The sequence below is a fragment of the Siccirubricoccus deserti genome, from assembly GCF_014283215.1.
GTDB lineage: Bacteria > Pseudomonadota > Alphaproteobacteria > Acetobacterales > Acetobacteraceae > Siccirubricoccus > Siccirubricoccus deserti.
The window spans coordinates 1-18,600 of sequence record NZ_JACOMF010000003.1; the positions used below are offsets into that span (position 1 = coordinate 1).

Below are 18,600 nucleotides of genomic sequence, written 5' to 3' on the forward strand. Positions count from 1 at the left end.
GCCATCACCCGCTACATCCGTGACCACAACAGAGCCGCCAGGCCATTCGTCTGGACCAAACCTGCAGATACCATCCTCAGCAAGCTCGCCAGACTTCCTGCACCTTCTGAATAAGGCAGTGCACTAGGTCTCCGCAGACGAGGGCGGCAGTACCATCATCGGCTATGCCGGTGCGGAGCGCTGGCTGCAGATCTCGGCGTCCGGCTTCGGCGGCGGGTGGCTACCCGCATGAATCTGCTGGCGACGGCCGCGATGTGGAGAATGCCGGCGGCTTCGCCGCCGACGCGGCCGGCGTTTGCGTCAACCCGGCGCCGCCAGCCGCTCATCCTCGCCGATCAGGTACAGCGGCGCCTCGCCGCGCAGCACCCGGGCGCAATTCGCCGCGGCGCGACGCAGCGCCACCTCCTGCCAGCCTTGGATGGAGGCCGAGTTGTGCGGCGAGCCGATGACGTTCGGCAGTTGCAGGAAGGGCCTGTCCATCCGGAATTCGCCATGGCGCACCGGTTCGACCCACCAGGCATCGATGCAGGCGGTGAAGTCCGGAGCCGCCTGCAGATGAGCGTAGAGCGCATCCTCGTCGATGATCTCGCCGCGCGCCAGGTTGATCAGGATCGCATCCGGCTTCATCAGCCGCAGCTCGCGCGCGCCGATCATCCCGCGGGTTGCCTGGGTCAGCGGCAGGCTGAGCACCAGCACATCGGCCGCGGCCAGCATCTCGTTCAGCCGATCGGGCGTGCCGAGCCAATCCACCCCCTCGGCCACGGTCCCGCGCCGGATGGCGTGGATGCGCATGCCCAACGCCCGCATCAGCCGCGCCGTCGCCACGCCGATGCCGCCGAAGCCGAGGATGCCGCAGACGCCGCCGGCCAGCATGCGGTTCACCGTGAACTGGTTGAACACGTTGCGCGACAGCTCCGCCTGCTCAATGAACAGCCGCTTCGCCGCGGCCAGTGCCATGGCCAGCGCGTGCTCAGCCATCGGCTCGGCATAGGCACCGCCATTGCTGGCGATGGGCACCGCAGCGGGCAAGGCGCGCAGCGGGATGTAGTCGACACCGGCTGTCATGAACTGAATGAGTTTCGCCGCGCCGAGCAGCCCGGCCTCGCCTTGCCGCAGCTCATTGCCGGTATTGCGGGCGAGCAGCACGCTGGCCCGACGCAATGCTGCGTGGCGGTCCGCCGCATTCAGCTCAGATAGCGCCACCACCTCGACGTCCGGGCCCAGCTCCTCGGCCAGCACGCTGCGGGCGGGCGTATCCAGGCCGAAGCTGACAACCAGCATGGCGCGGCTCACGCGGGCCCCCGCGCGCAATGGGCACTTAACGTCTCAGCATCGATCCGGTGGGGCATGAGGGCATCCTGCTGGGAAGCGTGGAGCATAGGCCGGACCAACGGCGTGTGCACAGGCACCGATTGACCCCTTGGCCGGCGGAAGTGCAGCATCGCCGCCAAGGCCCAGCACAGGGCCAGTGGGAGGATACGATGACCGATGCCGCCTGCCCGGCCACGCGCCGGACGCTGCTCGCCGCCGGTGTCACCCTGGCCCTGCCGCGCCTTGCGCGTGCCGCCACCTTCCCGGCCGGCGACATCCGCATCATCAGCGGGGCACCACCGGGCGGCACCAGCGACATCTTCTCCCGGCTGCTGGCGGAGAAGCTGGCGCCGCGCTTCCGCCAGCGCGTGGTGGTGGAGAACCGCGGCGGCGCCGGCGGGCTGGTCGGCGCAGTCGCAGTGAACACCATGCCGGCCGACGGCCATGCGGTGTTCGTCACCTCCATGGGCGTGCAGGCAGTGATGGCGCAGCTGCCCGGGCAGGTGATGCCGCTCGATCCCGACCGCGACCTGACGCCGATCTCGAACGGCGTCGGCATCCCCAACCTGCTGATCGTGCATCCGGCCGCGCCCTACGCCAGCGTGCCGGAGCTGATCGGTCATGCGGCTGAGAATCCGGGGCGGCTGACCTATGCCTCGGCCGGCAGCGGCGGCTCGCAGCATCTGGCCGCCGAGATGTTCAAGCAGAAGACCGGCACGCAGATCCTCGGCGTGCCCTATCGCGGCGGCGCACCGGCGACCCTGGCGGTAATCTCCGGCGAGGTCAGCATGTTCTTCGGCAACCTGCCGGATGTGCTGGGTCAGGTGCGGCAGGGCGCGGTGCGGGCGATGGCGGTCGGCAGCACGGAACCGGCACCGGCGCTGCCGGAGGTGTTGCCGATGGCGCGCTTCGTCCCGGGGTTCGAAATGGTGAACTGGTTCGGCCTGGCCGGCCCGCGCGGCATGGATCGCGCCGCCCTGACCCGCTGGACCGAGGCACTGCTCGCTGTGCGCGAGGATGCCGATTACCAGAGGCGGATGCGGGAGAACGGCATGGCGGTGCTGCTCGGTACGCCGGAGGAATTGCAGGCACGGATCGACAACGACAAGCGCATCTGGGGCGAGCTGATCCGGAGCGCCGGACTGCAGGGCGAGAACGCGTAACGGAGGACACCGACATGCGCTTCAAGGACAGGGTCGCCATCATCACCGCGGCGGCCAGCGGCATCGGCCGCGCCACGGCGGAGATCATCTCCCGCGAGGGCGGGACCGTCATCGCCGTGGACAACAATGCGGCACGGCTGGATGCGGCGGTGGGCGCCATCCTCGATGCCGGCGGCAGCGCGCATGCGATCCCGGCCGATGCGCTGGACGAGGGCCAGGTGAACGGGCTGGTCGCCGAGGTGGCGAAGCGCTTCGGCCGCATCGACGTGCTGGTGAACGCCGTCGGCGGCAGCACCATCATCGCCGACCCGGCAGCAACGACGGAGGCGCTGACCCTGGCCGAATGGCAGGCGCTGCTGCACTTCAACCTGACCGGCACCTTCCTCTTCACCCATGCGGTGATCCCGGTGATGCGGCGGCAAGGCAGCGGCAAGATCGTCAACCTAGCCTCCATCGCCGGGCGCGGACTGAGCGAGGCGAGTTCCTCGGCCTATGCCACTGCCAAGGGCGGCATCGTCGCCTTCACCAAGAAGCTGTCGATGGAGCTTGGGCCGCACGGCATCAACGTGAACGCCATCGCTCCGGCAACGACTTTGACCGAGCGTATCCGTCCGCGTTGGGAACAGCGGCCGCCGGAGGCGCGGGCGCGTGACCTGGAGCGGACGCCGCTGCGGCGCATGGGCGAGGCGGCGGACCAAGCGCGGGTGATCGCCTTCCTCGCCTCCGCCGACGCCGATTTCGTCACCGGCCTGACCATCGACGTGACCGGCGGGCTATAGGCGGAGCATGGGCGGCGCGGCGGGTGCCGCGCCGCCGCGCCTTCAGCCCTTCGGCCAATAGGCGGCGGCCGTCGCCATGGAGGGCGGGTCGACCAGTTGCGGTACGCCCGACTTCCACTGCACCGTCACCAGCTGCGCATCCTCCAGCCGGCCGCGGGCGTCGTATTTCAGCCGCTTGCTGGGGAAGAACAGCGCCGGTCCCTCGTTGCGGATGTCGAAGCCGCGGATCGCCTCCGCCACCTTGTTCCGATCGGCGGAGCCGGAGCGTTCCATGGCTTCCCGGAAAATCATCATATGGGCATAGGGGAAGATGCTGTCATGCCCCATCCAGGGCTCCTTGGTGCGCTCGACGAAGCGGCGCGTCAGCGCTTCCTGGTCCTTGCCCGGCCAATTCGCCATGCAGACCATCAGCCCTTCCAGGATTTCCGGGCTGGTGAGCTGCACCAGCTCCGGCACCGCCATGTGGCCGCCGTTGCCGATGGTCGGCAGCTTCGCCTGGCCGAGGCCGTATTCGTTCAGCTTCTCCATCACCAGCTTGTCGTCGGGCACGTTGGTGGCGATGAACAGCAGGAAGTCCGGCCGCGCGCTGCGCACCTTCTGGATCAGTGGCGTGGCGTCGGAGAGCGGCGGCGTGAAGGTCTCGTCCACCACGATGCGCAGCCCGTATTTGGCGGCCTCCGTGGCGCGGACCGGCCGCACGAAGCTCTGCGGCGAGGCGGTGCTGTCGGAGATCAGGCCGAGCCGCGTCGGCTTCTTGCCAGTGGCGCGCTCGGCAAGCGCCATCAGGGTCGGCAGCACCGCGATGGCCTGGTTGTCGTTGGTCGGAGAGGACTGGAAAATGTAGCGGAAGCCGCGGCTGGTCAGGCTGTCGGCGTAGGAGAGGGTCAGCCAGGGCAGCTCCGCGCGCTCCGTCACCTCGGTCACCGCCAGGGTGAAGCTGCTGAGCCAGGCGCCGGTGCCGCCGGCCAGGTCGGGTTCCTGCGCCACCATGCGCTGCGCCGCGTTCTTCGCCTTCTCGGTGCTGTCGCCCGCGTCGTAGACGACGAGCCTCATGCGGGCGCCGCCGAGCGAGCGGATGCCGCCGGAGGCGTTGATGTCGTCGATCGCCATCTCGGCGCCCATCTTCATGAGCAGGCCCTGGCGTGCCCAGGGGCCGGAGATCGGCGCCAGCAGCGCCACCTTCACCTCTGCCGGCGCCTGGGCGCGGGCGCGGCCGGCGCCGCCAAGGGCAGCCATCCCGGCGCCGAGCGCCAGCGCGTCGCGACGGGTAAATCCGCTATCGGTCATCTGGAACCTCCCTATGATTCTTCGTCGCCGATCCCGAGATAGGAACGGCGCACGCGATCGTCGTTCATCAAGGTCTGGTAGGGGCCATCGAGCACGATGCGGCCGGTCTCCAGCACATAGCCACGGTCGCATAATTCCAGCGCCTCGGCGACGCGCTGTTCCACCAGCAATATGGTCAGCCCGTCCTCGCGGTGGATCTGCGAGATGCGGTCGAAGATCATATCGGCCACGGCGGGTGCCAGGCCCATGGAAGGCTCGTCCAGCATCAGCAGCCGCGGGCCGGAGGCGAGGCCGCGGGCGATGGCCAGCATCTGCTGCTCGCCTCCCGAAAGCGTGCCGGCAAGCTGGGCGTGGCGCTGTTCCAGGATGGGGAAGAGCGCATGGATCCGTTCCAGCGTCCGGGCGTAGTGCCGGCGGCCGGCCTCGGGGAAGGCGCCCATCTCGATGTTCTCGCGCACCGTCAGGCTCTTGAACACCTGACGGCCTTCCGGGACATGGGCGATGCCGAGATGCGCCCGGTCGGATGCGGGCCGGGCCAGCAGATCCTCGCCGCAGAAGCGGATGCCGCCGCCCTGCGGCGGGACGATGCCTGAGATGGTCTTGAACAAGGTCGACTTGCCGGCGCCGTTCGGCCCGACGACGGTGATGAACTGCCCCTCGCCCACCGCGAGTGAGACATCGGACAGCGCCCGCAGCCCGCCATAGGCGACGGAGAGACCGGTTACTTCGAGCATGTCTTCGCCAGCCACTTGCGGCCCAGATAGGCCTCGATCACCGCAGGATCCTCCACCACCTCGCGCGGCGGGCCGCTGGCCAGCAGCCGGCCGCGGTCGATAACGACGAATCGATCCGCCAGCTTCAGCATCGCATGCATGGTGTGCTCGATGATGACGATGGTCATGCCGGCCTCTCGCAGCCGGCGCAGCACCGTCAGCACCTCGTCGCATTCCTCGCGGCCGAGGCCCGCCAGCGTCTCGTCCAGCAGCAGCAGATGCGGCTGTCCGGCGAGCGCGCGGGCCAGTTCCATCAGCCTGAGGCCCTTGTTGGTCAGCTGCCCTGCCGGCTGCCCGGCCTGGTGAAGCAGCCCGACCCGGGCCAGCGCATCCTCCGCCGCCGCGGTCGCCGCCGCGCCGGTGAGGCCGGCGCCATAGGCACCGATCAGCACGTTGTCGAGCAGCGGCAGGCGGGGAAAGCTGCGCACCACCTGGAAAGTGCGGCCGACGCCCATGCGGCAGATGGCGTGCAGCTTGCGGCCGCCGAGCGCCTGGCCATCCAGCCAGGCGGTGCCGCTGTCGCTCGGAAGCACGCCGTTCAGCAGATTGAACAGCGTGGTCTTGCCGGCGCCGTTCGGGCCGATGATGCCGAGGATCTCGCCCGGCGCGACCTCGAAGGAGATGTCGTCCACCGCGCGCAGCCCGCCGAAATTCTTGGTCAGGCCGGAGACCTTCAGCAGCGGGCCGGCGCCGCCCGCAGTGGCAATGCGCAGCGGCGCCGGAATGCGCGGGCGCGGTGGTGGTGGCGCTGCGAGGCGGGCCCAGCGGTCGCGCAGGGTCCAGAAGATCCCCTCCGGCGCCAGCAGCATCACCAGGATGATGGCGACGCCATACACCACGCCCTGGATGCCGGGGATGATGTTGCCGAGTTCGGCGTGCAGCGTCTCGGCCAGCGGGATCAGCACCGCGGCACCGATCAACGGCCCCCAAACGGTACCGACGCCGCCAAACAGCGCCACGGTCAACGCCTGGGCGGAGGTGAGCATGCCGAATACCGCTTCCGGCGTTACCACCAGCAGGATGCAGGCGTAGAACCCGCCCGCCGCCGCGGCGATGGCGCCGCTGAGCACCAGCGCCATCATCTTCCAGCGCCGCAGGTTGATGCCGGAGGCCTCGGCCGCCAACTCATTCTGGCGGATCGCCATCAGGGTCAGACCGAAGCGCGAATTCTCCACCGCCAGCGAGATGCCGAAGGCGATCGCCAGCAGTCCGAGCGCCACCCAGGTATAGCCGCGAGGGTCGGTGAATTGCAGCCAGAGCAGCGGCTCCTGCCGCTTCATCGGCAGCGAGACTTCCTGCCAGCCGAGGAACTGGAAGACATAGAGCAGCACCAGCGGAAAGGCGAGCATCGACAGCGCGAAGTAGTGCCCGCGCAGCCGGAAGGTCGGCAGCCCGATCAGCACCGCCGCCAGCGCGCCGACCACGGTGCCGGCCAGGATGCCGAGCCAGGGGTTCAGGTCATAGAGGCTCATTGACAGCGCCACCGCGAAGGCGCCGAGGCCGAAGAACACCGCATGACCGAAGGAGATCAGCCCGACGTAGCCGGAGAACAGGTTCCAGGACAGGCCCACCACCGCCCAGACCGGCACCAGGGTCAGCATCAGCTGGTAGTAGCTGTTGGTGACGATGCCGGAGAACAGCAGGTAGGCCGCGAGCAGGCCGGCGAAGATCAGCGCGTCGCGCCGCAGCCGGGGGAGTGCGCCGGGTCTCATGCCACGCTCCTCATGCCCGGTCCGCCGAGCGGCCGAACAGCCCCTGCGGCCGCAGGATGATGATCAGCAGGAAGACCACGAAAATCGCCGCGTTCTGCAACTGCGGCGGCAACGCCAGCGCTGAGAATTGCTGCACGAAGCCGATGGTGACCCCGCCCCAGAAGGCGCCGAGCAGGCTGCCCATGCCGCCCAGCACCACCCCGGCATACATGATCACCACGAAGTCCAGCCCCATGAAGGGGGTGAAGGAGAGGTAGCTCGCCACCAGCCCGCCGGCGATGGCGGTGACCGCGCTGCCGAGGGCGAAGGCGATGCGATGCGCCCGGTCGACGTTGATGCCCATGTAGGTGGCCGCCGTCGGGTTGTCCGCCGCGGCGCGCAGCGCCCGGCCCAGCCGCGTGCGATCCAGCAGCAGCCACAGCCCGACGACGACGACGATGGCGACGAGGCAGGCGATGACCCGCGCCTTGTTCAGGAAGATGGTGGTGTCGCCGATCCCCACCTCGACCAGCCAGGCGGAGGCCGAGAGCGGCGTGCGCACCGCCCGCGGTGTCGAGCCGAACAGGATCAGCCCGCCGTTCTGCAGGATCAGCGCCAGGCCGAGGGTGACGATGAGCTGGCCGAAATGCCCCTCATCCAGGCTGCCCGCGGTGCGCAGGCCGGACACCTGGGAGACCAGCCAGCGGTGGATCAGCCAGGCGCCGGCGAAGACGATCGGCCCGGCCAGCACCGCGGCGGCGAAGGGTCCCGCCAGCCCGAGGAACGCCAGCAGCCCCCAACCGGCCACCAGGTAGAAGGCGGCATAGGCACCCAGCATCAGCAGGTCGCCCTGGGCGAAATTCACCACCCGCATGATGCCGAAGATCAGGCTCAGCCCGACGCACATCAGCCCATAGATGCAGCCTATGACGAGGCCGGCGACACAGGCGTTCAGCGCGTTCTCGAGCAGGATCTGCGCGTCCATCGCGCCGCCTCAGCAGGCAGCGGCAGCGGGTGGCGCGAGGCGCGCCCAACCGTGCCGCCTGGCATCGCCATGCGTCATCTCGTCCGTCACTCCCGTTCCTGGCTTGCTGCCATTATGGCGGTGATCCTGACAGAGTTTGCCGGCACCGCAACAGGGGCTGCACCGGTTGCCTGCAACATCCGGCTGAGGCAGCCTGCCGGCAAACGGCCAGGGATGGAGACAGTGGCAATGCGGATCGGGTTCAACCTGCCGGTCAGCGGGCCGATGGCGGCACCGAAGACGATGGTGCGCATTGCCCGGCTCGGCGAGCAGCTCGGGTTCGACTATCTGACGCTGACCGACCATCTGGTGCTGCCGGACACCAGCGTGCCGGGCTACCCCTATTCGGAGTCCGGGTCCTTCTACTCGCCCGATCCCGGCCACCGCCATGAGCAGCTGATCGCCGCCACCTATGTCGCGGCCAGGACTGAGCGCATCCGGCTGGTGCTGGCGGTGATGGTGGTGCCGCACCGGCCGGCGGTGCTGGCGGCGAAGATGCTCTCGACCCTCGACGTGCTGTCGGGCGGCCGGCTCACCGTCGGCATCGGCGCCGGCTGGCTGCAGCCGGAGCTGGAAGCGGTGGCGATGACGCCCTTCGCCGAGCGCGGCGCCGTCACCGACGAATACCTCGATGCCTTCCGCACGCTGTGGACGGAGGAGAAGCCGCTGATCGAAGGCAAATACGTCCGCTACAAGGACCTCGTTTTCGATCCGAAGCCGGTGCAGAAGCCGCATCCGCCGTTATGGATCGGTGGCGAGAGCGGGCCTTCCATGCGGCGCGCGGCGCGGCTGGGCGACGCCTGGTACCCGATCGGCAGCAACAACGCGCATCTGCTGGACACGCTGCCGCGGCTGGAAGCCGGCATCGCCAGGCTGCGCAAGCTGACCGCGGCGGCGGGGCGCGACCCGGATGCGGTTGGTGTGGTCTATCGGGTGAAGCGGCACGGCCAGGCGGCGCCACCCGCAACCGACGGCAACCGCCGGCTGTTCACCGGCAGCATCGACCTCGTGCTGCAGGATATCGCCGCGCTGCGCCGCATCGGCGTCACCGCCCTCGACTTCGACTTCGAGGGCCGCGATGCCGACCGCGCGGCGGCGGAGATGGAACGCTTCAAGGCTGAGGTGCTCGACCGCGTGTAACCGCCCCGGCCTACTCCGCGCGAATGCCGAGCTGGCGGATCAGCGGGCCGAACAGGGCCTGCTGGTCGCGCAGCATGGTGGCGAACTGCTCGGGGCCGAGCGGGCCCACCTCCATGCCGATGCTGGCGAAGCGGTCGCGCAGCTCGGTCGTCGCCAGCCCTTGCCGCACTTCGGTGAAAAGCCGTTCGATGATCGGCCGCGGCGTCGCGGCGGCGACCATCAGCCCGTTCCAGCCGCCGATGTCGTAGCCCGGCACATCCGCCGCCTCGGCCAGCGGTGGGACGCCGGGCAGCAGCGCGCTCGGCTTGCCGAGGCTCTGGCCCAGCACGCGCAGGCTGCCGTCGCGCACCAGCGCATTGGCAGCCGCAGGGGTGTCGATGGCGTAATCCACCTGGCCGGCGAGCAGCGCGGCCATGGCCGGGCCGCTGCCCTGGAAGGGCACATGCAGCGCATCCAGCCCGGCGCGGGCGTTGAACATCGCCGTCAGCAGGTGCTGCGCCCCGCCGATGCCGGAGGAGGGGAAGGTGTATTTGCTGGGGCTGCCCTTCACCAGCGCCACGAAGCTGCGGGCATCGGTGGCGGGGAAGCTCGGCTTGACCAGCAGCATGTAGGGCGCGAGCCCGAAGCTGACGACCGGCGCCAGTTCCCGCGCCACGTCATAGGGCGTGCGGTTGACCAGCGGCCCGAAGGTGATCGGCCCGATCGAGGCCGACAACAGCGTATGGCCGTCCGGCACCGATTTCGCCACCGCATCCGTGCCGATCATGCCGCCGGCGCCGGGCCGGTTCTCCGGCACCACCGGCTGGCCGAGCGACGCGGTCAGCAGGTTCGCGATCATACGGCCGATGACGTCAGTGGCCTGGCCGGGCGGCCAGGGAATCACCATGCGCAGCGGCTTCGACGGCCAGGCCTGGGCGGCGGCGGGCCGCGCCGCAAGCAAGGGGGCGAGGGCGAGTGGCAAGGCGCGGCGGCGCAACATGGTGGATCCTCCCGATGGCATCGTGCTTGGCAGCGATGCTGCCCGAGCGGTGACAACCCGGCAACCGCGGCTTGACCGGCTGGCGTATCCGGCGACGATAGGCGGCGAAGCAAGATTTGGGGGAAACGCCATGACCGAGATCCGCATCCTGGCCAAGGGGCTCGGCTTTCCGGAAGGCCCGGTGGCGATGGGCGACGGCAGCATCATTCTCACCGAGATCAACGGCGGCTGGGTGACGCGCGTCGATGCCGACGGCACGGTGACGCGGCTCGGCCAGTCCGGCGGCGGGCCGAACGGGCTGGCACTGGCGCCGGATGGCACGCTGATCCTCTGCAACAACGGCGGCAGCCGCTACCTGCCCGGCAGCTTCATGGGCCATGGCCCGATGGAGGGCTATGAATACGGCTCGGTCGAGCGGGTGGACCCGAAGACCGGCGCGCGCAAGCTGCTCTACAAGGACTGCAACGGTCACAAGCTCTCGGCACCGAACGACCTGGTGTTCGACCGGCACGGCGGCTTCTACTTTACTGATCTTGGCAAGCGCTACGATTACTCGCGCGACCACGGTGGGCTGTACTACGCCATGCCGGATGGTTCCTCGGTGCGGGAGATCGCCTATCCGATCCTCAGCGCCAACGGCGTCGGCCTCTCGCCGGATGAGAAGACGGTCTACGTCGCCGATACCGAATCGGCGCGGCTCTGGGCCTTCGATATCGAATCGCCGGGCGTGCTGAAGAAGCTGCCCTTCCCCTCGCCGCATGGGGGGCGCTGCATCGGCAGCCTGCCGGGCTTCTGCCGCTTCGACAGCCTGGCCGTCACCGCCTCGGGCAATATCTGCGTTGCCACCTTGGTGACCGGCAAGATCAGCGTCTTCGCGCCGGACGGCCGGGTGCTGGACCAGGTCTCGATGCCGGACAGCCACCCGACCAACATCTGCTTCGGCGGGCCGGACATGCGCACGGCCACCATCACCCTCTCGGGCAATGGCGAGCTCGGGCAGATGCAGTGGCCGGAGCCAGGGCTGAAGCTGAACTTCCAGCAGTAGGATCAGCAGGATGAACGCCTTCCACCGGCTGAAGGACCGCATCGCCGTCGTCGGCGTCGGCAACACCGCCTACGGCAATTTCCCGCACACCGACGACTACGGTCTGGGCGCCGAGGCCTTCCGCCGCGCCATCGAGGATTGCGGCCTGGACAAGAACAAGGTCGACGGCCTCGGCGTCTGCCGGGTGCCCTATTACGCGCGCATGGGCGAGATCCTCGGCCTCGCGCCGCGCTGGACCGTGCAATTCCCGCCGCATGGCCGGATGTCGGCGATGGCGATCATCGAGGCGGCGGCGGCGCTGGACGCCGGGCTCTGCGACTACGCCGCGCTGATCTACGCCAACATCGGCCGCTCCCGCCGCGTCAACTACGGCGGCGAGGAAAGCCCCGGCGTGTGGGATTCCTTCGGCTTCACCTCGCCGGGTGCGGCGCATGCGCTGATGTTCCAGCGCCACCGCGCGCTCTACGGCACCACCACGCGGCAACTGGCGGAAGTCTCGGTCGCCTTCCGCCACCACGCCCGCCTCAACCCCGATGCGGTGATGAAGCAGCCGATCACCATCGACGACCATGAGGCGGCACGGCCGATCACCGAGCCGCTGCGGCTGCTCGACTACTGCCTGATCAACGACGGCGCGGTCTGCCTGATCCTGACCACGAAGGAACGCGCGAAGGATCTGAAGCAGAAGCCGGTGATGATCTCCGGCTTCGGCGCGCGGGAAGCCTACAGGCAATCCTCCATCGCCAATTTCGACCTGAATTTCTGGTACGACGAGGTGCGCGACGTCGCCTCCCAGGTCTATGGCATGGCCGGCGTCGGCCCGGGCGATGTCGATGCGCTGATGTGCTACGACAATTTCAGTCCGACCGTGCTGTTCAGCCTGGAAGGCCTCGGCTTCTGCGGCCAGGGCGAGAGCGGCGGCTTCGTCGAGGGCGGAACCTTGCGCGTCGGCGGCAAGCTGCCGACCAACACCGACGGCGGGCACCTTTCGAATTCCTACATGCAGGGCTGGGCGCTGAACGTCGAGGCGGTGCGGCAGATCCGCGGCCAATGCGGCGCGCGCCAGGTGCCGGATGCCGAGGTGGTACAATTCGTCGCCGCCACGCCCTGCTCGCGTTCCATCATCTACACGCCCGGCTGAACGGAGGCACGCCATGTCCACCACCAAGCCGCGCCCGCGCATCGACACCGTCAGCAAGGGCTTCTGGGACGCCGCGCGCGCCGGCACCCTCACCGTGCAGCGCTGCGACGATTGCGGCCACAACCACTACCCCGGTTCGCCGGTCTGCCCCAATTGCCTCTCCTCCAACCAATCCTGGGCGCCGGTGTCCGGCCGCGGCACGCTGCTCTCCTGGGTGCGCTTCCACCGCGCCTACTGGGATGGGTTCCGCGACGACCTGCCCTATGCCGTCATCCTTGTCGGGCTGGAGGAAGGGCCGCTGATGATCAGCAATTTGATGGGCGCAGAGCCGGAATCCCTGAAGATCGGCGATCCGCTGGAAGTGTGTTTCGACGCGGTTGATGAGACGACCACCCTGCCGAAATTCCGCCCGGCCGGAAATACCCGATGAGCGTCGCTCCCGGGCAGGTACCGGCGGATGCACCCGGCATTCTCAGTGGCATCCGCGTCATCGAGGAAGCCGACGAGACCGCCGAGTACTGCGGCCTGATCCTCGCCGGCCTCGGCGCCGAGGTGGTGAAGCTGGAGCCGCCGGAAGGCGCCGCCACCCGCCGCATCGGACCCTTCCTTGATGACCGGCCGGGACCGGAGCGGTCGCTGCATTTCTGGGCCTACAACCGCGGCAAGCGCTCGGTCATAGGCAGCGTCGAGAGCACCGACCTGCTGGCCAATGCGGACATCCTGCTGACCTCCCGCCGTGACCTGGATCTGGCGGCGCTGCGGGCGAAGCATCCGCGGCTCATCGTCGCCCGCATGACGCCCTTCGGCGACACCGGCCCGTGGAAGGATTTCAAGGGCAGCGACCTGGTGCACCTCGCGCTGGGCGGCATCATGATGAATTGCGGCTACGACCCCGATCCGGCGCTGCGCTACGATCTGCCGCCGATCGCGCCGCAGCTCTGGCACGCCTACCACATCGCGGGCGAGCAGCTCATGGTCGGCATCCTCGCCGCGCTGCTGCACCGGCTGCACACGAATGAGGGCCAGGAACTCTCCTGCGCGGTGCATGAGGCGGTCTCCAAGAACCCCGAGCTGGACGTGATGTCCTGGGTGATGCGGCGCGCCCCACTCTACCGCATGACCTGCCGCCACGCCGGCGAGGTGCCGACGCATGTGCCGAGCATCGGCCACACCAAGGACGGCCGCTGGTGCATCGCCGCCGGTGTCTCGGTGCGCGACCAGGCGAATCTCGTGCCCTTCCTCACCCGCTACGACATGCAGGCGGATCTGGTGGCACCTGGCGTCGATGCCGATCGCAGCGCCCGCAACGTGCCGGGTTCCGGCCTCGGGCGGAACGAGAAGGCGGCACATATCGCCGAGGTCGTGCAGCGCTTCATCCGGGCGCATACCTACGAAGACCTGCCCTGGCGCGAGGCCCAGGCGGCCGGCCTGCTCTGGGCGCCGCTGCGCAAGCCGCATGAGAATGCCGCCGACCCGCACTGGCAGGCGCGCGGCACCTTCGCCGAGGTCGAGCACCCGGAGCACGGTCGCAGCTTCACCTACCCGGTCAGCCGCTGGCTCTCGACGGAAACACGCTGGCAGCCCGGCCGCCGCGCGCCGCTGCTCGGCGAGGACAACGGCCACCGCTTCGCCGCGGCGGCGCCCAGCGTGCCGGCCCGGCCGCGCGCCGCGGCGCCGCCACAATTCTCGGCACGGGAAAAACCCTTCCCCTTGCAGGGCGTGCGCATCTTCGACTTCTCCTGGTTCCTCGCCTCGGCCGGCGGCACGCGGCTCGCCGCCGCGCTCGGCGCCGATGTCATCAAGGTGGAGTGGAAGGAGAACCCCGACACCCGCCTCGCCGCCATGGCGCCGGTCGGCGGCCGCGCCGCCCGCGCCGCCGCGACAGCGCCGCTGCCGCCGGTGACCGATCCCGACATGGGCGGGCAGTTCAACAACAAGAACGCCGGCAAGAGCGGGCTGTCGCTCAACATCCGCCATCCGAAGGGGCTGGAGATCGCGCGGCGGATGATCGCTCAATCGGATGTGGTGGCGGAGGGCTTCTCGCCCGGTGTGCTGCAACGCCTCGGCCTGGGCTATGAGGCGCTGCGTGCGATCAAGCGGGACATCATCTATGTCCAGCAATCCGGCATGGGCGGCGTCGGCAGCTACGGGCGCTTCCGCACCATCGGCCCGGTGGCCGCCGCTTTTGCCGGCACTTCGGAGATGTCTGGCCTGCCGGAGCCCGCCATGCCGGCGGGCTGGGGCTATTCCTACCTCGACTGGATCGGCGCCTACGGCTTTTCCATGGCGATCCTCGGCGCGCTGTTCCACCGCGACCGCACCGGGGAGGGGCAATGGATCGACAGCTCGCAGTGCGAATCCGGCATCCTGCTCGGCGCCGTGCCGGTGCTGGACCATTCGGCCAATGGCCGGGTGTGGTCACGCATCGGCAACCGCTCGCCCTACAAGCCGGCGGCGCCGCACGGCGCCTATCGCTGCGCCGGCACCGACCGCTGGCTCGCCATCGCCTGCTTCGAGGAGGCGGAGTTCCGGGCGCTGGCACAGCTCGCCGGGCATCCCGAATGGCTCGCCGACCCGCGTTTCGCAACCCTCGCCGCGCGGCTGGCCAACCAGGATGCGCTGGATGCCGCCGTCACCGCCTGGACCGCGACGCAGCAGGCACCTGCGGCGATGCTGGCGCTGCAGGCCGCCGGGGTCGCCGCCGGCGTCTGCCAGAATGCCGAGGACCGCTGCGACCATGATCCGCAGCTCGCCGCGCTCGACTGGCTGACCGAGATCGAGGGCACCAAGATCGGCCAATGGCCGGTGACGGAACTGCCCGCGGTGAAGCTCTCCGCCACGCCGGGCCATGCCGCCGGCATCACCCGCCGCGGTGCGCCGGGCTATGGCGAGGACAATGAGCGACTGCTCGGCGAGCTGCTCGGCTATTCGCGCGCCGAGGTGGCGGCGCTGGCGGCGGAGGGCGTGATCTGATCTTCATCGGCGACATCCACCGCCGCTGGGACCATGTGGAGCGCGGGCTGGCGATGCTGTCCCGCGCGCCGCGGGATGTGGTGCTGCTCGGCGACATGGAATGCCATGCGCCGCTGGATGCGCTGGTGGCGCCGATCCTCGCCACGGGCGCGCGGCTGCACTGGATCCATGGCAATCATGATGCCGATGGCGGGCCGGAGATGTGGGCCAACCTGGCCGACCCGGTGCGCAACCCCGTCACCGCCGCGGGCGCGCTGCACGGACGGGTGGCGGTGATCGACGGGCTGCGGGTGGCCGGACTTGGCGGCACCTTCCGAGCCCGGGTCTGGACCCCGCCGGCGCCGCCGCGGCTGCGGGCGCGGGCGGAGCTGGCGGCGGATATCGCGACCCTCGGCCCGGAATGGCTGCCTGAGGCGCGTGCGACGCTGCACGCCTCGCTGGCGAGGATGGCGATCTGGGCGGAGGATGTGGAACGGCTGGCGGCGCAGCGGGCCGATATCCTGGTCACGCATGAGGCGCCCTCCAGCCACCCCGCCGGCCTGGCAGTGATCGAGGCGCTGGCGCGCAGCATGGGCGCGGCGCTGATCGTGCACGGCCACCACCATGTCGGCTACCGCGCCCGCGCCGCGGATGGGCTGGAGGTGCAGGGCGTCGGCGCCGCCTGGGGGGTGGACCGGCACGGCGTGGTGCATTGGCCAGGCGAAGCCGACCGCTGGCCCGGCCGGCGGCCGGCGGGGTGGGAGTTCGCGGGAGGCTAGGCCGCCGCCAGCCGCGCCGCGACCCGCGCCACCAGCGCCTCCCGCTCCGCCCGCATCGCCGCGCCGCGGCTGCGGGCGGCGTCCAGCACCTCGGCCGGGGCGGTGTCCGGGTGGCCGGCGTTGAAGGGCGGCGCCGGGGCGTATTCGATCTGCAACTGGATCGCCTGCGCCACCGCCGGCCCGGCGATCTCGGCGGCGATGGTCAGGGCGAAGTCGATCCCCGCCGTCACCCCGCCGCCGGTGAACAGCTTGCCGTCCCGCACCACCCGTGCCGCCACCGGCGTGGCGCCCAGCGCCGCCAGGAAGTCGTGGCTCGCCCAATGGGTGGTGGCCCGCTTGCCGCGCAGCAGCCCGGCCGCCCCCAGCACCAGCGCCCCGGTGCAAACCGAGGTCACGTAGCGCGCCCCCGCCGCCTGGGCGCGGAGGAAATCCAGCACCGCCGCATCCTCCATCAGCGCCGCCACGCCGGGCCCGCCGGGGACGCAGATGATGTCGAGCTGCGGGCAATCGGCGAAGCCGGTGTCGGCCAGGATGGAAAGCCCGGTGTCGGAGCGGACCGGCCCGGCTTCCTTCCACAGCATCCGCACTGCGGCGCCGGGCAGCCGACTCAGCACCTCGAAGGGGCCGGTGAAGTCGAGCTGGGTAAGGCGGGGAAAGAGCAGGAAGCCGATGTGCAGGCTCATGGTGGTCCTCCAAGACTTTGCGCGGAGGGTGCCACGTCGCGCGCCCGTTGGGCGAGGAATCGTGGCCAGGGCCCGACCCCCCAGGGCCGTGGCAGGTTGTTGGTGGCCCAGGCCACGGCGAACAGCACCGCCAGCCCCGGCAGCAGCGGCGAGAGCAGGAAATTCCACCCGGCATCCTCGGCGAAGACCACCAGCGGGTTGGCGCCGGCGGGAGAGTGGATGGTCCGCGTCGCCATCATCAGCGCCAGCCCTGCCCCCACCGCCGCCGCAGCCCAGAGCTCGACCGGCCCGCCGAAGGCCAGATGGCCCTGGTGGAACAGCAGCCCCACCAGGCTGGACAGCAGATGCCCGCCGAGGAAGCTGCGCGGCTGCGCCATGATGCCGCGCGGCATGCCGAAGAGGATGACGCAGGACCCGCCGAAGGAGGGCAGCAGCCAGGGGTGCTCGGTTACCCGCAGCAGCAGCACCGCGCCGATCAGCGCGGCGGTGCAGCCGAGGAAACAGATCAGCAGGCGTTGTGGGGGTACCCTCATGGCATGGCGGCATCCGATGGCCGGGCCGGGCCCCGACGGTCGCGCCTGACCGCCAGGGCCCGGTAATCCTCGGCAGTGTCGACATCCCGCAGCCGGCGCAGCACAGCGGTGCGCGGGCCGCAATTCGACAGGGTATCGGCCAGCGCATGCGGGCCGGACCAGCGCACTCCGGCGAAGGGCCGGGCCGGCCGGCGCGGGCCGAAGCCGACCAGCCAGTAGCCGCCATCCTCCGCCGGGCCGAAGACGGCGGGCACCCGGCCGAGGGCGCGGAAGGCATCGGCGATATCGGCGGCGCGGATTCCGGGAACGTCGCAACCGATCAGCACCGCCCGCCGATGCCGCAGCAACGCCCGCTGCATCCGCTGGCCGAGATCGCCGCGTCCCTGCGGCCGCACCGCGATGCAGCGCGGCCAGCGCGCGGCGGCACGATCTGGCGTCACCGCCAGCTCGGTCCGCCAGCGCCGGCTGCGCCCGAGCCGGCGCAGCAGCGCCGCGACTTGCGCCCGGTGGAAGCGCAGCGCCGCCAGAGCGCCGATACCCTGCGCCAGTCGCCGCTTCACCTGGCCGAGGCGCGGCGCCCGGGCGAAAATGACCAGCGTATCTCCCTTCACCCATAGACCTTTCGGATCAGCCGCGGCGGCACGCCGAGGAACCACAGCGACAGGCACAGCAGATTCCGTGCCGAGCGGCGGCGCCAGCCGTCCCGCCGCCAGCGCTCGGCCGAGGTCACCGCCGCCGCCGGCAGCGCCACCAGCCGCTGGCGGCCGAGGCGGCGGACCAGATCCACATCCTCCATCAGCGGCAGCGGCCGGAAGCCACCGGTGGCATCATACAGGGTGCGGGAGATCAGCAGCCCCTGATCGCCATAGGGCAGCGCCAGCACCCGGCAGCGCCAGGCGACGGCGCGTTCCAGCCGGCGGGCCTCGGACGCCGTATCATCGAGGGCGAAGCGGAAATAGCCGGCGCGGCCAGTGCTGCCGGGGGCGGCGATGAAGCCGCGCACCACGGTCGCCCAGCCGGGCTCCGGGCGGGTGTCCGCATGCAGGAACAGCAGCCAGTCGCCAGCCGCCGCCGTGGCCCCGGCGGCAAGCTGGATGCCCCGCCCGCGCGGCGCCACCACCACCCGCGCGCCGGCGGCGCGGGCCACTGCTGCGGTGTCGTCGGAGCTGCCGCCATCCACCACCACCAGCTCCGCCCCAGCCTCGGCCAGGGCGGCGAATGTCGCCGGAAGACATGCGGAGGCATCCAAGGTGGGGACTACGATGGACAGGCTTTGTTCTCTGGGGATCTTAACCAAACGTTCCTACATTGTTCTTGACA

General features: G+C 70.2%; 18 protein-coding genes. 8 read left to right on the top strand and 10 right to left on the bottom strand.

The features are described 5' to 3' along the window. Positions 1 to 300: 300 nt before the first annotated feature. Entirely contained in the window at positions 301 to 1,281 is a 981-nt protein-coding gene (locus tag H7965_RS03205; RefSeq protein ID WP_186769101.1) for a 2-hydroxyacid dehydrogenase, read from the bottom strand. Between the two features lie 200 nt (positions 1,282 to 1,481). Between H7965_RS03205 and H7965_RS03210 the strand changes: the two genes are divergently transcribed. Next, complete coding sequence (locus H7965_RS03210) at positions 1,482 to 2,474, top strand: Bug family tripartite tricarboxylate transporter substrate binding protein (RefSeq protein ID WP_186769102.1); 993 nt, start codon at positions 1,482 to 1,484, stop codon at positions 2,472 to 2,474. Positions 2,475 to 2,488: 14 nt separating this feature from the next. Next, positions 2,489 to 3,253 (top strand): SDR family NAD(P)-dependent oxidoreductase, encoded by a 765-nt coding sequence (locus H7965_RS03215; protein ID WP_186769103.1) that lies wholly within the window; start codon positions 2,489 to 2,491, stop codon positions 3,251 to 3,253. Between the two features lie 42 nt (positions 3,254 to 3,295). On the opposite strand, the gene H7965_RS03220 is transcribed toward H7965_RS03215, so the two are convergent. The 4 genes from H7965_RS03220 to H7965_RS03235 are packed head-to-tail and all read right to left on the bottom strand — an operon-like array spanning position 3,296 to position 7,989. Continuing rightward, positions 3,296 to 4,540, bottom strand: coding sequence for an ABC transporter substrate-binding protein (locus H7965_RS03220; protein ID WP_186769104.1), 1,245 nt, complete (start codon positions 4,538 to 4,540; stop codon positions 3,296 to 3,298). 11 nt (positions 4,541 to 4,551) lie between these two features. Next, positions 4,552 to 5,274 carry an ABC transporter ATP-binding protein gene (locus H7965_RS03225; protein WP_186769105.1) on the bottom strand — a complete coding sequence of 241 codons (723 nt, stop codon included), beginning with the start codon at positions 5,272 to 5,274 and terminating at the stop codon, positions 4,552 to 4,554. After that, positions 5,262 to 7,025, bottom strand: coding sequence for a branched-chain amino acid ABC transporter ATP-binding protein/permease (locus H7965_RS03230; protein ID WP_186769106.1), 1,764 nt, complete (start codon positions 7,023 to 7,025; stop codon positions 5,262 to 5,264). The genes H7965_RS03225 and H7965_RS03230 overlap by 13 nt, the downstream gene beginning before the upstream one ends. A 10-nt stretch (positions 7,026 to 7,035) precedes the next feature. Further along, positions 7,036 to 7,989: a branched-chain amino acid ABC transporter permease gene (locus tag H7965_RS03235; RefSeq protein ID WP_186769107.1), complete on the bottom strand. Its 954-nt coding sequence runs from the start codon at positions 7,987 to 7,989 to the stop codon at positions 7,036 to 7,038. Between the two features lie 228 nt (positions 7,990 to 8,217). Between H7965_RS03235 and H7965_RS03240 the strand changes: the two genes are divergently transcribed. Then, positions 8,218 to 9,168 carry a TIGR03619 family F420-dependent LLM class oxidoreductase gene (locus H7965_RS03240; protein WP_186769108.1) on the top strand — a complete coding sequence of 317 codons (951 nt, stop codon included), beginning with the start codon at positions 8,218 to 8,220 and terminating at the stop codon, positions 9,166 to 9,168. A gap of 10 nt (positions 9,169 to 9,178) precedes the next feature. On the opposite strand, the gene H7965_RS03245 is transcribed toward H7965_RS03240, so the two are convergent. Continuing rightward, positions 9,179 to 10,147: a Bug family tripartite tricarboxylate transporter substrate binding protein gene (locus tag H7965_RS03245; RefSeq protein ID WP_186769109.1), complete on the bottom strand. Its 969-nt coding sequence runs from the start codon at positions 10,145 to 10,147 to the stop codon at positions 9,179 to 9,181. Positions 10,148 to 10,277: 130 nt separating this feature from the next. On the opposite strand from H7965_RS03245, the gene H7965_RS03250 reads away from it, so the two are divergent. The 5 genes from H7965_RS03250 to H7965_RS03270 are packed head-to-tail and all read left to right on the top strand — an operon-like array spanning position 10,278 to position 16,064. Then, positions 10,278 to 11,192, top strand: coding sequence for an SMP-30/gluconolactonase/LRE family protein (locus H7965_RS03250; protein ID WP_186769110.1), 915 nt, complete (start codon positions 10,278 to 10,280; stop codon positions 11,190 to 11,192). Between the two features lie 10 nt (positions 11,193 to 11,202). Beyond that, complete coding sequence (locus H7965_RS03255) at positions 11,203 to 12,333, top strand: thiolase family protein (RefSeq protein ID WP_186769111.1); 1,131 nt, start codon at positions 11,203 to 11,205, stop codon at positions 12,331 to 12,333. A 13-nt stretch (positions 12,334 to 12,346) separates the two neighbouring features. After that, a complete protein-coding gene (locus H7965_RS03260) occupies positions 12,347 to 12,763 on the top strand; it encodes a Zn-ribbon domain-containing OB-fold protein (RefSeq protein ID WP_186769112.1) in 417 nt (138 codons plus the stop codon). Beyond that, a complete protein-coding gene (locus H7965_RS03265; RefSeq protein ID WP_186769113.1) occupies positions 12,760 to 15,306 on the top strand; it encodes a CaiB/BaiF CoA-transferase family protein in 2,547 nt (848 codons plus the stop codon). Before H7965_RS03260 ends, H7965_RS03265 begins: the two co-directional genes overlap by 4 nt. Before the next feature lie 5 nt (positions 15,307 to 15,311). Next, positions 15,312 to 16,064, top strand: coding sequence for a metallophosphoesterase family protein (locus H7965_RS03270; protein ID WP_268239692.1), 753 nt, complete (start codon positions 15,312 to 15,314; stop codon positions 16,062 to 16,064). On the opposite strand, the gene H7965_RS03275 is transcribed toward H7965_RS03270, so the two are convergent. From H7965_RS03275 to H7965_RS03290, 4 genes are read right to left on the bottom strand one after another with little or no spacing between them, the layout of a single operon-like run. Further along, positions 16,061 to 16,747, bottom strand: a complete 687-nt coding sequence (locus H7965_RS03275; RefSeq protein ID WP_186769115.1) for a DJ-1/PfpI family protein — start codon at positions 16,745 to 16,747, stop codon at positions 16,061 to 16,063. The genes H7965_RS03270 and H7965_RS03275 overlap by 4 nt on opposite strands. Further along, positions 16,744 to 17,280, bottom strand: coding sequence for an HPP family protein (locus tag H7965_RS03280; protein WP_186769116.1), 537 nt, complete (start codon positions 17,278 to 17,280; stop codon positions 16,744 to 16,746). Before H7965_RS03280 ends, H7965_RS03275 begins: the two co-directional genes overlap by 4 nt. After that, entirely contained in the window at positions 17,277 to 17,891 is a 615-nt protein-coding gene (locus H7965_RS03285) for a TIGR04282 family arsenosugar biosynthesis glycosyltransferase (RefSeq protein ID WP_186769117.1), read from the bottom strand. Before H7965_RS03285 ends, H7965_RS03280 begins: the two co-directional genes overlap by 4 nt. After that, positions 17,888 to 18,577, bottom strand: coding sequence for a TIGR04283 family arsenosugar biosynthesis glycosyltransferase (locus H7965_RS03290; protein WP_222440449.1), 690 nt, complete (start codon positions 18,575 to 18,577; stop codon positions 17,888 to 17,890). Before H7965_RS03290 ends, H7965_RS03285 begins: the two co-directional genes overlap by 4 nt. Between the last annotated feature and the right edge of the window lie 23 nt (positions 18,578 to 18,600).

Bases quoted from the DNA above. Each gene is read 5' to 3' on its own strand.
- H7965_RS03205 (WP_186769101.1), bottom strand. From the start codon at position 1,281: ATGCTGGTTGTCAGCTTCGGCCTGGATACGCCCGCCCGCAGCGTGCTG.
- H7965_RS03210 (WP_186769102.1), top strand. From the start codon at position 1,482: ATGACCGATGCCGCCTGCCCGGCCACGCGCCGGACGCTGCTCGCCGCC.
- H7965_RS03215 (WP_186769103.1), top strand. From the start codon at position 2,489: ATGCGCTTCAAGGACAGGGTCGCCATCATCACCGCGGCGGCCAGCGGC.
- H7965_RS03220 (WP_186769104.1), bottom strand. From the start codon at position 4,540: ATGACCGATAGCGGATTTACCCGTCGCGACGCGCTGGCGCTCGGCGCC.
- H7965_RS03225 (WP_186769105.1), bottom strand. From the start codon at position 5,274: ATGCTCGAAGTAACCGGTCTCTCCGTCGCCTATGGCGGGCTGCGGGCG.
- H7965_RS03230 (WP_186769106.1), bottom strand. From the start codon at position 7,025: ATGAGACCCGGCGCACTCCCCCGGCTGCGGCGCGACGCGCTGATCTTC.
- H7965_RS03235 (WP_186769107.1), bottom strand. From the start codon at position 7,989: ATGGACGCGCAGATCCTGCTCGAGAACGCGCTGAACGCCTGTGTCGCC.
- H7965_RS03240 (WP_186769108.1), top strand. From the start codon at position 8,218: ATGCGGATCGGGTTCAACCTGCCGGTCAGCGGGCCGATGGCGGCACCG.
- H7965_RS03245 (WP_186769109.1), bottom strand. From the start codon at position 10,147: ATGTTGCGCCGCCGCGCCTTGCCACTCGCCCTCGCCCCCTTGCTTGCG.
- H7965_RS03250 (WP_186769110.1), top strand. From the start codon at position 10,278: ATGACCGAGATCCGCATCCTGGCCAAGGGGCTCGGCTTTCCGGAAGGC.
- H7965_RS03255 (WP_186769111.1), top strand. From the start codon at position 11,203: ATGAACGCCTTCCACCGGCTGAAGGACCGCATCGCCGTCGTCGGCGTC.
- H7965_RS03260 (WP_186769112.1), top strand. From the start codon at position 12,347: ATGTCCACCACCAAGCCGCGCCCGCGCATCGACACCGTCAGCAAGGGC.
- H7965_RS03265 (WP_186769113.1), top strand. From the start codon at position 12,760: ATGAGCGTCGCTCCCGGGCAGGTACCGGCGGATGCACCCGGCATTCTC.
- H7965_RS03275 (WP_186769115.1), bottom strand. From the start codon at position 16,747: ATGAGCCTGCACATCGGCTTCCTGCTCTTTCCCCGCCTTACCCAGCTC.
- H7965_RS03280 (WP_186769116.1), bottom strand. From the start codon at position 17,280: ATGAGGGTACCCCCACAACGCCTGCTGATCTGTTTCCTCGGCTGCACC.